The organism is Pseudomonas fulva (genome assembly GCF_023517795.1).
GTDB classification, from domain to species: domain Bacteria; phylum Pseudomonadota; class Gammaproteobacteria; order Pseudomonadales; family Pseudomonadaceae; genus Aquipseudomonas; species Aquipseudomonas fulva_D.
Genome location: NZ_CP082928.1, coordinates 3,340,925 through 3,353,591 on the forward strand (window position 1 = coordinate 3,340,925; position 12,667 = coordinate 3,353,591).

A 12,667-nucleotide genomic window follows, 5' to 3' on the forward strand; every position below is an offset into this window, starting at 1 on the left:
ATACCCGGACGCGCTAAACTGCGCGGCATTTCCACTGCCCACCACGTTGCCCGCCATGACCTTCACTTCCCTCGGCCTGATCGAACCCCTGCTGCGCTGCCTCGACGGCCTCGACTACAAGACCCCGACGGCCGTTCAGGCCGAGGCCATCGGCCCGATCATCAAGGGCCGCGACATCATGGCCGCGGCGCAGACCGGCACCGGCAAGACCGCCGCCTTCACCCTGCCGATCCTGCAGCGGCTGATGATGGAAGGCCCGGTGGTGGCGAGCAATTCGGTGCGTGCCCTGGTGCTGGTGCCGACCCGCGAGCTGGCCGAGCAGGTTCAGCAGAGCGTGCAGACCTATTCGCAGTTCCTGCCGCTGCGCAGCTACGCGGTGTACGGCGGGGTAAGCATCAACCCGCAGATGATGAAGCTGCGCAAGGGCCTCGACGTGCTGGTCGCCACCCCTGGCCGCCTGCTCGACCTGTACCGCCAGAACGCCGTGAAGTTTTCCCAGTTGCAGGTGTTGGTGCTCGACGAAGCCGACCGCATGCTCGACCTGGGCTTCTCCCGCGAGCTGGACGAGTTGTTCGCCGCGTTGCCGAAGAAGCGCCAGACCCTGCTGTTTTCCGCGACCTTTTCCGACGCCATCCGCGGTTTGGCCAAGGAAATGCTGCGCGACCCGCTGAGCATCGAAGTCAGCCCGCGCAACGCCGCCGCCAAGTCGGTCAAGCAGTGGTTGATTCCGGTGGACAAGAAGCGCAAGGCCGAGCTGTTCCTGCACCTGTACCGCAGCAGGAAATGGTCGCAGGTGCTGGTATTCGCCAAGACCCGCAAGGGCGTCGACGAGCTGGAACAGGCGCTGCTCGCCGAAGGCATCCGCGCCGACTCGATCCACGGCGACAAGCCGCAACCGAGCCGCCTGCGCGCCCTGCAGCGCTTCAAGGCCGGCGAAGTCGACGTGCTGGTCGCCACCGACGTGGCCGCCCGCGGCCTGGATATCGACGACCTGCCGCTGGTGGTCAACGTCGACCTGCCCATCGTCGCCGAGGACTACGTGCACCGCATCGGCCGCACCGGCCGTGCCGGCGCCAGCGGCCAGGCGGTATCGCTGGTCTGCGCCGACGAGGTGCAACTGCTGTCGGCCATCGAAGCGCTGACCGGGCAATTGCTGCAGCGCGTAGACGAGCCGGACTTTATCCCCGACCACCGTGTGCCGCAGACGGTCGCCGGCGGGCTGGTGGTGAAAAAACCGAAGAAGCCGAAAAAGCCCAAGGTGGTCGGCGGCGGCAAGGCCGGCGGCCTGGGCCGCTGGATGGAAAGCGACGCGCCGGCCGAGCCGCCGGTCAAGGCCATCCGCAAGGTGCCGAGCTTTGGTGGCAAGCCCAAGGGTAAACGCTAGAAATAAAGGCTGGACCGGCCAAGCTTAGATTTCCTGGCCGATCTTCCACAGCACGCCGCTGGGGTCGAAGACGATGAATTCGCGAATGCCCCAGGGCTGATCCTCCGGGGCGATGGTGCGCACGCCGAAGCGCTCGGCGATGTTCTCCGCCTGCACGTGGGCCCACCAGGCCTGCACGTCATCGACCATCAGGTGCATGACGAAATTCTCGGCCTGCTCCTTCACGTAGAAGTTCTGCAGCAGGAAGGCGCAGTGCTCGCCGTGGCTGAAATAGCTCATCTCGTCCGTCTGCCAGACCGGCGTGAAGCCCAGTGCGCTGTAGAAGGCCTGGCTGAGCGGGTAGTCCCTGGCCGGGATGAAGGTCTTGAGTTGCAAGCTGGTCAGCATGTGATTCCCTGTTCCGCGGATTATCGAGATCTGTCTTCCAGCCAGCGCGCCATGCCTTGGCCCGCCACGCGGCCGCTGGCGAAACAGGCGGTGAGCAGGTAGCCGCCGGTGGGCGCCTCCCAGTCGAGCATCTCGCCGGCGCAGAAGGTGCCGGGCAGGGCGCTCAGCATCAGATTGTCGTCGAGAGCTTCGAAGGGCACGCCGCCGGCGCTGCTGATCGCTTCTTCGATGGGGCGTGGCCGGCACAGGGTGATCGGCAGCGCCTTGATGGCGGCAGCCAAACGCCGAGGATCGGCGAACTGCTCGGCAGGCGTCAGCTCGCGCAGCAGCGCCGCCTTCACGCCATCCAGGCCGGCCTGGCGATGCAGATGTTTGGCCATGGAGTGCGAACCGCGCGGTTTGCTAAGCGCCTTGCCGAGTGCTTCTTCACTGCGCTGTGGCAATAGGTCCAGATACACAGTGCAGCTGCCGTCGCGGCTGATGCGCTGGCGAATCCCGGCGGACAGGGCGTACACCAGGCTGCCCTCGATACCGGTGGCGGTGAGCACGAATTCACCGGGTCGTGACGCTTCGCCTGGCAAGCCCAGTGCCACGTTCTTCAGCGGCGCGCCGGCGAATTTATCGCGCAGCAACGGGCTCCACGCCTCGACATCGAAACCGCAGTTGCTCGGCTGCAGCGGCGCAACGGGCACGCCGGCCCGTTGCAGGTGCGCTACCCAGCTGCCATCGGAACCAAGCCGCGGCCAGCTGCCACCGCCCAGGGCCAGCAGCACCGCATCGGCGCGTACCGCACGCTCACCCTCGGGGCTGGCCACGCGCAGACTGCCGTCTCCGTTCCAGCCCAGCCAGCGGTGCCGGGTATGCAGCTGCACGCCGGCCTCGCGCAGGCGCTTGAGCCAGGCGCGCAGCAGCGGCGCGGCCTTCATGTCGGTAGGAAATACGCGGCCCGAAGTGCCGACGAAGGTGTCGATGCCCAGGCCATGAATCCACTGGCGCAGCGTGTCGGCGTCGAAGCCTTGCAACAGCCTGTCGATCTGTTCCTGGCGTTCGTTGTAGCGGGCGACAAAGGCCGGGTAGGCCTCGGAATGGGTGATGTTCATGCCGCCGACGCCAGCGAGCAGAAACTTGCGGCCCAGCGAGGGCATGGCGTCGAAGAGGTCGACCCGCACCCCGGCGAGCGCCAGGGTTTCGGCGGCCATCAGGCCGGCGGGGCCGCCGCCGATGATGGCGACCGAGTGGGCGGTGGGCGGGAGAGAGTCGGTCATGGCGGTATCGGCAGGGCAAAGGGCGAAGTTTACCCGAGCCCTCGCTGCTGCCATACCCGCGCGGCGCTGTGGTGGAGGATGCCGTGGCGGCGAGCCAGGGCGTGGCGGTCCTTGCTGTAGCCGCCGCCGATCAACCCGACCACGGGAATGTCGCGGCCCAGGCAGTGGTTGAGCACGGCCTCGTCGCGAGCCGCTACGCCGGCGTCGGTGAGTTGCAGGTAGCCCAGGGCGTCGTCCTGGTGCACGTCGACGCCGGCGTCGTAGAGCACGATGTCCGGCTGGTACAACGCCAGCAGGTACCCCAGGGTGTCGTCGACCACCTTGAGGTAATCGGCATCACCCATGCCGCGGGGCAGCGGGATATCCCAGTCGCTGCTGGCCTTGCGCGCCGGGTAATTCTGCTCGCAGTGCAGGGAGACGGTGACCGCGTCGGGTGCGTCCTCCAGCAGTCGCGCGGTGCCATCGCCCTGGTGCACGTCGCAGTCGAAGATCAGCACGCGCCCGGCCTTGCCGCTTGCCAGCAGGTAGCGGGCGATCACCGCCAGGTCGTTGAAGATGCAGAAGCCGGCCGGGTAATCATAGTGGGCGTGGTGGGTGCCGCCGGCCAGATGACAGGCCAGGCCGTGCTGCAATGCCTGCTCGGTGGCCAGCAGCGAGCCGCCTACGGCGCGTACGGTTCGCCGCGCCAGCGCCGGGCTCCACGGCAGGCCGAGGCGGCGCCCGTCTTCATGGCTCAGTGCGCCGCTCAGGTAGCGCTCGATATAGGCGGGGCAGTGGCAGAGGGCGAGGATATCGGCCGGGCAGATTTCGGGCCGCAGCAGTTCTTCATCCCGAGTCAGGCCGCTGGCCACCAGGTGGTCGCGCAGCAGGCGGAATTTCTCCATCGGGAAGCGATGGCCGTCGGGGAACGGCGGGCTGTAGTCGTCGTGGTAGATCAGCGGCAGGGGCATACAATGGCGGTCATCGGGTGAACCTGAGGCAGTATGCATGAGAAGCGAAAGGGATGGGGCCGAACTGCAGACGCCGCGCCTGCACCTGCGCGCCTGGCGTGACGAGGACCTGGACGAACTGGCCACGCTGTGTGCGGATCCGGCAGTGATGCGCCATTTCCCGGCGCCCCTGAGCCGCGAGCAGAGCCAGGCGTTGCTCACCCGCCTGCAAGCGCACTTCGCACAGCACGGCTTCACCTTCTGGTCGCTGTGGCATCGCGAGGATGGGCGCTTCGTCGGCATGACCGGGCTGGCCCAGGTCGGCTTCGAGGCGAGCTTCACGCCGGCGGTGGAGATCGGCTGGCGCCTGTCGCCGGCATTCTGGGGGCAGGGCCTTGCCAGGGAAGCGGCGCGCGCTTCGCTGGATTTTGCCTTTGCGCGGCTGGCGGTTGATCGCGTGGTGGCGTTCACCACGCTTTCCAATACACCATCGCAGCGGGTGATGCAGGCCCTCGGCATGCAGCCGGCCGGCGAGTTCGAGCACCCGGCGCTGGCGCCTGAGCATCCACTATGTCGGCACGTGCTGTACGAACTCCCCCGGGATAAATGGCCGAAGCGGGGCTGAGCCTGTCGCATGCCTCGCCATCGTACGATTCCTGAGCGCCGGCAAAGGCATTACCATTCACCGTCCGCGCAGCCCGCGCGGTTCGCAGCATTGCCCTGGGTAGGGCTCGTGGAGAACCGTTATGAGTCAAGTCCTGCAAGAGTTGGTGGCACTGCTGAGCCTGGAAGCCATCGAGGAAAACCTGTTCCGCGGCGTCAGCCAGGATCTGGGCTTTCGCCAGCTCTTTGGTGGTCAGGTGCTTGGCCAGTGCGTGTCGGCGGCCACCCAGACGGTCGAGGCCGATCGCCATGTGCATTCGCTGCACGGCTACTTCCTGCGCCCGGGCGACGCCGCCTTGCCGGTGGTCTATCAGGTCGACCGCGTGCGTGACGGCGGCAGCTTCAGCACCCGCCGGGTCACCGCGGTGCAGAAGGGCAAGGCGATCTTTACCTGCAGCGCCTCGTTCCAGAATCAGGAAGAGGGCTTCCATCATCAGGTGCAGATGCCCGACGTGCCTGGCCCCGAGGGCCTGCGTTCGGAAACCGAACTGGCCAGCCTGGTGGCCGACTCCCTGCCACCGAGGGTGCGCGAGCGGGTGCTGTTCGACAAACCCATCGAGATCCGCCCGGTCACCGTCGACAACCCGTTTTCCCCCCAGGTCAGCGAGCCGGCCAAGTACGTGTGGTTCCGCGCCGATGGCGAGCTGCCCGACACACCGGCCATTCACAAGTACCTGCTGGGCTACGCCTCGGATTTCAACCTGCTGACCACCTCGATGCTGCCCCACGGCGTGTCGGTGTGGCAGAAGTTCATGCAGGTCGCCAGCCTCGATCACGCCATCTGGTTCCACGGCAACCTGCGCATGGACGACTGGCTGCTCTACGCCATGGACAGCCCCTGGGCCGGCAACGCCCGTGGCTTCTCGCGCGGCAGCGTATTCAACCGCCAGGGCCAGCTGGTCGCCTCGGTGGCCCAGGAAGGGTTGATCCGTTTGCGCGAGGACTGGCGCTGAGTCGCTGCCGCAAACCCTGCGAACGGGCAGCGCCCGGCTGGGCTGCCCAGGCCGGTATGCCTTTTGTGCTGTAGGAAATTGGCCCGAAAGGTGTCTGGTCATTTCTTACGTCAATAAGGCTTTCCCTTTCAAATCAGTGTGTTGAGGCCTCCTCCGCGCCAAGGCGACGCATGCAGGGCAGTTTTTCTGGCATGTGCATTTGCCTGAACGTGGTCGACGCTTGTTCTGTCTCCCCAGTAATACCCGGTTGTCGCACCTGCGCGGGTTCACACATGGGAGTGTCCTCGGGTCTGCAGGAGACGGATATGCGTCGTTCATCGTTACTTGTTTCATCCCTTCTGGCTCTGGCCATGACATCAACCGTTCAGGCGGCCGGCACCGTGACCGGGCAACTGGGTATCCAGCTGGTCATCACCGACGGTTGCACCGTGGGCAACGGCAGCGCCGGTGGCACCTTCGGCACCATCGATTTCGGCAGCGTGGCGGCCATCACCACGACCCTGGAGGCCCAATCCGTCGGCTCCGGTGGCGGCGGCTCGTTCAGCGTGACCTGCAACACCGGTACCGACTTCAGCGTGACCCTCGACAGTGGCGCCAACGCGGCCGGCACCCAGCGCAACATGACCAATGGCACCGACTCCATCGCCTACAACCTCTTTCAGGATCCAGGCCGCACCACGCCCTGGGGCGATGGCAGCAATGGCGGCGACACCCTGGCCACCACCGGCACCGGCGTGGCGCAGGAACTGGTCGTCTACGGCCAGGTGCCACCGCGCACCCAGGTACCGTCGGTGGGTACCTACACCGATACCGTTCAGGTGACCGTGGCCTGGTGAGTATTGCCGGGCAACGCGCTCGGCATGACCTGTTTGGAAGCTTCCATGTCCGTTTTTCGGCCCGTTCGATTCGTGGCGCTCCTGGCGTTCGTCCCCGGTTTGCTCCTCGCCGCCACCAAGACCGCGACCATCGGCCTGTTCGCCGAAGTGTTGCCGGCCTGCAGCGCGGGCAGCACCGCGGCCAGCGACCTGGGTCAGTTCGGCACCTTCGATTTCGGCACCCGCTCGCTGTTGAGCACGGCGCTGGATGTCACCGGGCAGCCGGGCAATGGCGCATTGCGTGTCAACTGCCTGAGCAACACGCCCTACCAGGTGCTGATCAGCGCCGGTGGCAGTGGCAACGTCAATGCGCGGCGGCTGAGCGGGCCCAACGCGCAGATCGCCTACAACCTCTATACCTCGTCGAATTACCAGACGGTGTGGGACAACACCGTCGGTATCAGCCGTACCGGTACCGGGCAGGACCAGTGGCTGCCGGTTTATGGGCGGGTACCGGCGCAGCGTTCGCCGGCGGCCGGCACCTACCGCGACACGGTCACCGTCACGGTGAAGTGGTGAAGCGGCTGCGCGGCTTCGGCCTGCTGACGATGGCGGCGGTCGTCCCGGTGCTGGCCGATACCGGCACCAACGAGCTGCGCGTCGATCGGCTGTTTCAGGTGCGCGCCGTGGTGACCCAGGGCTGCCTGCTGGGCAGTGGCGCCAGCGACCTGAGCAGCTACGGCACCATCAGCTTCGGGCAGATCAGCAACCTCAACAGTGCGGTAAACCGTACCAGTACGCCGGGCGGTGGTTCCATCGTGCTGCAGTGCACGCCCGGCACCCGGCTGACCATCGGCATCGGCTCGGGTGCCAATGCCGGCAGCGTCAGCGGCGGTCGTTTCCTGGCCAGGGGCACGGAGCGGCTGCGTTACCAGCTCTACCAGGACGCCGCCTTCAGCACCGTATGGGGCGATGGCAGCAACGGCGCCGCCGCGCTCAGCACGACGTTTCCGGCAGCCGGCGGCACCCAGAGTTACCCGGTCTATGCTCGGTTGTTCAACGTCACACCCATGCCCAGCGCGGGTATCTACAGCGATGTGGTCACCGTGACCATCAGTTATTGAACAGGGAGATGCATATGTATCGAGCAGAAGGCAGCACCTCGAGTCCCGTTGGGGCCCTCTCGTCACGTTGCTGCTGGCGTTGTTCGCGAGCCATGCAGGTGCCGCTAGTTCGGTGCTGATCTGGCCGATCAATCCGCTGATCGAGGCCGACCAGAAGGCGGTGGCGCTGTGGCTGGAGAACCGCGGCCAGGCGCCCGTGAACCTGCAGGTGCGGGTGATGAGCTGGCAGCAGGCGGGTTTCGAGGATCGTCTCGATGCCCAGCGCGAGGTGATCGGCAGCCCGCCGGTGGTCACCATCGGGCCGGGCAAGCGGCAGATGATCCGCCTCATGGCCATGCAGGCGCCACAGCCAGGGGTGCAGCAGGCCTACCGGGTGTTGATCGACGAAATGCTCGACAACGACGCCGCGGCCGATCCGCAACTGGGGGTGAAATTCCAGATGCGCTATTCGATTCCGCTGTTCGTGTTCGGCGCTGGCGCAGCGCCCGAGCGCGAGCAGAAGCCGGGCGGCGAGGGCCTGAAGACCCTGGCGCCGCAACTGAGCTATCAGGTGCAGCAGCAGGGCTCGGTGCGTTACCTGCTGGTGCGCAATGACGGCACCGCCCATGCCCGGCTGTCGGCGGTGCGCTTCAGCCGCGGCGGCCGGCAGCAGGTGGTGGCCGAAGGGTTGTTGGGCTACGTGCTGCCAGGCGCGCAGATGCGCTGGCCGCTGCCGGCCGGGGTGAGCGCGGAGGGCGCGACACTGCAGGCGATGGTCAATGATCGCAGCGAGCCGTTGACGATAACGGGGCGCTGAGCCATGGGCGGCGGTGGTTGCTGATCGATGGGCCGGCCGTGCTGGCTGGGCCTGCTGCTGTGGCTGGCGGGGCCGATGGCGTGGGCGCAAATGCCGGATGAGTACGTTCTCTACCTGGAGTTGGTGGTCAATGAAATGTCGACCGAGCGCATCGTGCCCGTGACCTACCGGGCCGGCCGTTACTTCATCGACAGCGAGGAGCTGCGCGCCGTCGGGGTTGCGCTGGACGAGACGCTGAGCGGCCCCCAGGACCTGGCTGGCATTGATGGCCTGCAGAGCGAGTATCAGCAGGAACTCCAGCAGCTCAAGCTGACCCTGCCCAGCGACTGGCTGCCCACCCAGACCCTGGGCCGGACCCAGGTTTACGACGGCGTCGAGGCGCAGAGTTCGTTCGGGGCGCTGCTCAATTACGACGTTTATTACAGCGACAGCGATCAGGGCTCGCGCCTGCTCAATGGCTGGCTGGAGCAACGGCTGTTCGGCGGCATGGGGCGCCTGAGCAATACGGGGGTGTACCGCCATGCGTTCGCGGGCGATCCGGCCCAGGGCGACGGCTACCTGCGTTACGACACCTTCTGGCGCTACAACGATCAGCCGCGCATGCTCAGTTACGCCGCCGGTGATCTGGTCACCGGCGCGCTGACCTGGAACCGCGCGGTGCGTATCGGTGGCGTGCAGGTGTCGCGCAATTTCGGCCTGCGCCCTGACCTGATCACCTATCCGCTGCCCAGCTTCAGCGGCGATGCGGCGGTACCCACCTCGGTGGACCTGTTGATCAACAACAGCCGGGTCAGCAGCGAGCGGCTCAACCCGGGGCCGTTCACCATCAGCAGCGTGCCCTTCATCAGCGGCGCCGGCAGCGCCACGGTGGTGACCACCGACGCCCTGGGCCGCCAGGTGGCCACCGAAGTGCCGTTCTACGTGACCAACACCCTGCTGCAGAAAGGCCTGTACGACTATTCGCTGAGTGCCGGCAAGCTGCGCCGCGACTATGGGCTGGAGAGTTTTTCCTACGGCAGACAGGCGGCCAGCGGCACCTTTCGCTACGGCGTCAGTGATGGCTTCACCCTGGAGAGCCATGGCGAGAGCGGCGACGACCTGCGCCTCGGCGGCCTGGGCGGCACCTTGGCGCTGGGTACCTGGGGCACCCTGGGCAGCTCGGTGTCCTACAGCCAGCACGCCGGCCGGCGCGGTCAGCAGCTGAGCCTGGGCTACAGCTATTACTCGTCGCTGTTCGGCCTGGCCATGCAGCGGGTGCAGCGTGACGACGCCTACGCCGACCTCAGCGTGATCAGCGCCCTGCAGAACAGCCGGGGCATCAGCACCCTGGCCAAGACCACCGACCAGGTCACCCTGTCACTGAACCCCCGGCCCATCGGCAACCTGGGCATCGGCTATTTCGCCACCGAGATGCAGGACGGCACCCGCAGTCGGCTGGTCAACCTGTCGTGGTCGCGCAGCCTGCCGGGCAGCAGCAATTTGTTCGTGTCGCTCAACCGGGAGATCGGCCAGCCCGGCTACTCCGCCCTGCTGCAGTGGATGATTCCTTTCGACCTGCGCTCGACCCTGAGCGTGGCGCTGGAGCGCGACCGCAACGGCGGCTACCGGCAGCGCAGCAACTTCGGGCGCAGCGCACCGAGCGACGGCGGCGTGGGCTACAACCTGGCCTATGCCGCCGGCAACGGCGACCCTTACGCCCAGGCGGACATGACCTGGCGCGCCCGGCATGCGCAGTACCAGGCTGGCGTCTACGACGATGCCGGCCAGCGCACCTACTGGGGCGACGTCAGCGGTTCTGTGGTGGCCATGGGCGGTGGCGTGTATGCCAGCAACCGGATCGACGATGCCTTCGTGCTGGTCAGCACCGGCGGCCATGCCGGGGTGCCGGTGAGCTTCGAGCATCAGCGCCTCGGTGAAACCAACGCCCGCGGGCATCTGCTGGTGCCCTGGGTGCCGTCTTACTACCCGGGCCAGTACGCCATCGATCCACTGGGCCTGCCGGCCAATATCCGTACGCCCGAGGTCGAGCGCAGCATCGCCGTGCACGAGGGCAGCGGGGCGATTCTCGATTTCCAACTGCGCCAGGTGGTGGCGGCCAGCATCGTGCTGATCGACAGCCGCGGCGAGGTGTTGCCACGGGGCAGCCAGGCCAGCCTGCAAGGCAGCGAGCGGCAGGCCATCGTCGGCTGGGACGGCCTGGTGTACTTCGAGGGGCTGGCCAAGACCAACGGCTTGCAGGTGGCGCTGCCGGATGGCGGGCAGTGCCGTGCCAGCTTCGAACTGGACAATCTTGACGAGGAGATCGCCTTGGTGGGGCCACTGACATGTCGCTGAACCACGCGCGGGCGACCCTGATACTGCTGGCGCTGCTGCTGGCGCCAGCGCTGGCCACGGCGAACTGTACCGCGCCCGGCTCCACGGTCTCGCTGGGTAGCACCAACTCCCTGAGCCTAATCACCACGGCGCCCCAGGCCGCCGGCAGTGGCGGTATCTCCTGTACCGGCAGCCTGACGCTGCTGGCCAACAATTTCACCCGTGTCACCCTCAATACCACGCCGGTGCTGGCTCGCGACGGCCGGCAGATCCCGCTGCAGGTGTTTACCAATACCGGCTACACCAATGCCCTGCAGCCAGGCCAGCCGGTGATTCTCAACGCTGCGACCCTGCTGGCCCTGGGCGGCAGTGGCGCCAGCGTGCCGCTGTATTTTCGCACCGCCACGGGGGCTAACGTGCCGGCCGGTACCTACACCGCGACCCTCAGCCTGACCTGGCAATACGCCGTCTGCACGGGCGTCAGCGCTGTCGGCGTCTGCACCGGGTGGAGTCGCAGCCCCGGCACCTCGTTGCCCAACTGCAACCTGCTGAACTGTTCGCAACCGAGCACCTGGGGCGCCGGCAGCACGGTCACGGTGACCGTCAACCTGGTGGTCAGCAAGGCCTGCGTGATCAGCAGCAGCGAACTGCTGATGGACTTCGGCACCCAGGCACTGGTCAGCCAGTTCGCGCCGGTCACCCGCAGCGTCGGCGTCACCTGCACCAATACCGAGGGCTACACGGTGGGCTTCGACAACGGCCAGAACTACCAGGCGCCGTGGCGGCGGATGGTCAGCGGCAGCAGCTTTCTCGGCTACAACCTGTACTTCCCTGACACCAGCACGGTGTGGACCAGCAGCCAGACCCTGCCGATGGTCGGCACCGGCCTGCTGCAGAGCATTCCCTTCCAGGGCATCATCAACCCCGCCCAGGGCAACGTGCCGGCCGGCACCTACACGGACAACGTGACGGTGATCATCCAGTATTGAGCAGGTATGCTGCGGCCTCGATTCCATGCTTGCCGGAGGGGCGATGAGCCTGCAGCGCTACACCCATTGGGTTTTCGACATGGACGGCACCCTGACCATTGCCGTGCACGATTTCGCCGCCATCCGTGTGGCGCTGGACATTCCACCCGAAGACGACATCCTCCATCACCTGGCCGCCCTGCCGCCCGAGGTATCGAAGGCCAAGCACGCCTGGTTGCTGGAGCATGAGCGTGAGCTGGCCATCGCCTCACGCCCGGCCGCTGGTGCCGTGGCCCTGGTGCGTGGCCTGCATGCCCGCGGCCTGCGCCTGGGCATCCTCACCCGCAATGCCCGGGAGCTGGCGCTGCTGACCCTGCAGGCCATCGGCCTCGACGATTGCTTCGTGCCGGACGACATCCTCGGCCGCGACGAGGCACCGCCCAAACCCGACCCCGGTGGCCTGCTGCACCTGGCCGATCGCTGGCAGGTCGCAACCCGGGACATGGTGATGGTCGGTGACCACCGCCACGACCTGGCCTGTGGCCGTGCGGCCGGTACCGCCACGGTGCTGGTCAACCTGCCGAGCAATCCCTGGCCGGAGCTGAGCGATCATTTCGTCGCCGATTGCGCGGCCCTTCAGCGGCTGGCTCTGGGGGCCGCGGCGGGCTGACAGCAATTGCTGCCAGCCTGCAGATCTTCAAGGATCGGGCAGTCGGGGCGGTGGTCGCCCTGGCAGTGGTCGACCAGGGTCTGCAGGGTATCGCGCAGGGCTTCGAGCTCGGCGATCTTGCCGTTGAGCGCCTCGATATGCTCCACCGCCAGGGCCTTCACATCGGCGCTGGCGCGCTCGCGGTCGTGCCACAGGGCCAGCAGCCGGCCCGACTCGGCGAGCGAAAAGCCCAGGTCGCGGGCGCGGCGGATGAAGCGCAGGCGCTGCAGATCGTCCTCGCCGTACTGGCGATAGCCGCTTTCGCTGCGCCCGGCGCTGGGCAGCAGGCCGATGGCCTCGTAGTAGCGGATCATCTTGGCGCTGAGCCCGGTGTGCTTGGCGGCCTGACCGATATTCATCG

Annotated in this window: 14 protein-coding genes; 10 read left to right on the forward strand and 4 right to left on the reverse strand. The window is 66.9% G+C overall.

Annotated elements, in window-relative coordinates:
• The first annotated feature begins 55 nt into the window (after positions 1 to 55).
• Positions 56 to 1,384 carry a DEAD/DEAH box helicase gene (locus K8U54_RS15195; protein WP_249906602.1) on the forward strand — a complete coding sequence of 443 codons (1,329 nt, stop codon included), beginning with the start codon at positions 56 to 58 and terminating at the stop codon, positions 1,382 to 1,384.
• Positions 1,385 to 1,408: 24 nt separating this feature from the next.
• Here K8U54_RS15195 and K8U54_RS15200 read toward each other — a convergent pair whose 3' ends face one another.
• From K8U54_RS15200 to K8U54_RS15210, 3 genes are read right to left on the reverse strand one after another with little or no spacing between them, the layout of a single operon-like run.
• Positions 1,409 to 1,771: a VOC family protein gene (locus K8U54_RS15200; RefSeq protein ID WP_249906603.1), complete on the reverse strand. Its 363-nt coding sequence runs from the start codon at positions 1,769 to 1,771 to the stop codon at positions 1,409 to 1,411.
• Between the two features lie 20 nt (positions 1,772 to 1,791).
• Complete coding sequence (locus K8U54_RS15205) at positions 1,792 to 3,036, reverse strand: TIGR03862 family flavoprotein (protein WP_249906604.1); 1,245 nt, start codon at positions 3,034 to 3,036, stop codon at positions 1,792 to 1,794.
• A gap of 29 nt (positions 3,037 to 3,065) precedes the next feature.
• Positions 3,066 to 3,986 carry a histone deacetylase family protein gene (locus K8U54_RS15210; RefSeq protein ID WP_249906605.1) on the reverse strand — a complete coding sequence of 307 codons (921 nt, stop codon included), beginning with the start codon at positions 3,984 to 3,986 and terminating at the stop codon, positions 3,066 to 3,068.
• Between the two features lie 37 nt (positions 3,987 to 4,023).
• On the opposite strand from K8U54_RS15210, the gene K8U54_RS15215 reads away from it, so the two are divergent.
• From K8U54_RS15215 to K8U54_RS15255, 9 genes are all read left to right on the forward strand, one after another.
• A complete protein-coding gene (locus tag K8U54_RS15215) occupies positions 4,024 to 4,590 on the forward strand; it encodes a GNAT family N-acetyltransferase (protein WP_249906606.1) in 567 nt (188 codons plus the stop codon).
• Between the two features lie 121 nt (positions 4,591 to 4,711).
• Positions 4,712 to 5,581, forward strand: a complete 870-nt coding sequence (gene tesB / locus K8U54_RS15220) for an acyl-CoA thioesterase II (protein ID WP_249906607.1) — start codon at positions 4,712 to 4,714, stop codon at positions 5,579 to 5,581.
• A gap of 350 nt (positions 5,582 to 5,931) precedes the next feature.
• Positions 5,932 to 6,417 carry a Csu type fimbrial protein gene (locus K8U54_RS15225; RefSeq protein WP_249906608.1) on the forward strand — a complete coding sequence of 162 codons (486 nt, stop codon included), beginning with the start codon at positions 5,932 to 5,934 and terminating at the stop codon, positions 6,415 to 6,417.
• Between the two features lie 45 nt (positions 6,418 to 6,462).
• Positions 6,463 to 6,975, forward strand: coding sequence for a Csu type fimbrial protein (locus tag K8U54_RS15230; protein ID WP_249906609.1), 513 nt, complete (start codon positions 6,463 to 6,465; stop codon positions 6,973 to 6,975).
• Complete coding sequence (locus K8U54_RS15235; RefSeq protein WP_249906610.1) at positions 6,972 to 7,520, forward strand: Csu type fimbrial protein; 549 nt, start codon at positions 6,972 to 6,974, stop codon at positions 7,518 to 7,520. The genes K8U54_RS15230 and K8U54_RS15235 overlap by 4 nt, the downstream gene beginning before the upstream one ends.
• A 112-nt stretch (positions 7,521 to 7,632) precedes the next feature.
• Entirely contained in the window at positions 7,633 to 8,316 is a 684-nt protein-coding gene (locus K8U54_RS15240) for a fimbrial biogenesis chaperone (protein ID WP_249906611.1), read from the forward strand.
• Between the two features lie 27 nt (positions 8,317 to 8,343).
• Positions 8,344 to 10,650 carry a fimbria/pilus outer membrane usher protein gene (locus K8U54_RS15245; protein ID WP_249906612.1) on the forward strand — a complete coding sequence of 769 codons (2,307 nt, stop codon included), beginning with the start codon at positions 8,344 to 8,346 and terminating at the stop codon, positions 10,648 to 10,650.
• The gene (locus K8U54_RS15250) at positions 10,641 to 11,618 is read left to right on the forward strand and encodes a Csu type fimbrial protein (protein WP_249906613.1); all 978 of its coding nucleotides are present in this window, start codon (positions 10,641 to 10,643) and stop codon (positions 11,616 to 11,618) included. The genes K8U54_RS15245 and K8U54_RS15250 overlap by 10 nt, the downstream gene beginning before the upstream one ends.
• Before the next feature lie 43 nt (positions 11,619 to 11,661).
• The gene (locus K8U54_RS15255) at positions 11,662 to 12,267 is read left to right on the forward strand and encodes an HAD family hydrolase (RefSeq protein ID WP_249906614.1); all 606 of its coding nucleotides are present in this window, start codon (positions 11,662 to 11,664) and stop codon (positions 12,265 to 12,267) included.
• Here K8U54_RS15255 and cueR read toward each other — a convergent pair.
• Positions 12,234 to 12,665 (reverse strand): Cu(I)-responsive transcriptional regulator, encoded by a 432-nt coding sequence (gene cueR / locus K8U54_RS15260; protein ID WP_249906615.1) that lies wholly within the window; start codon positions 12,663 to 12,665, stop codon positions 12,234 to 12,236. The two genes, K8U54_RS15255 and cueR, sit on opposite strands and share 34 nt — an antisense overlap.
• Between the last annotated feature and the right edge of the window lie 2 nt (positions 12,666 to 12,667).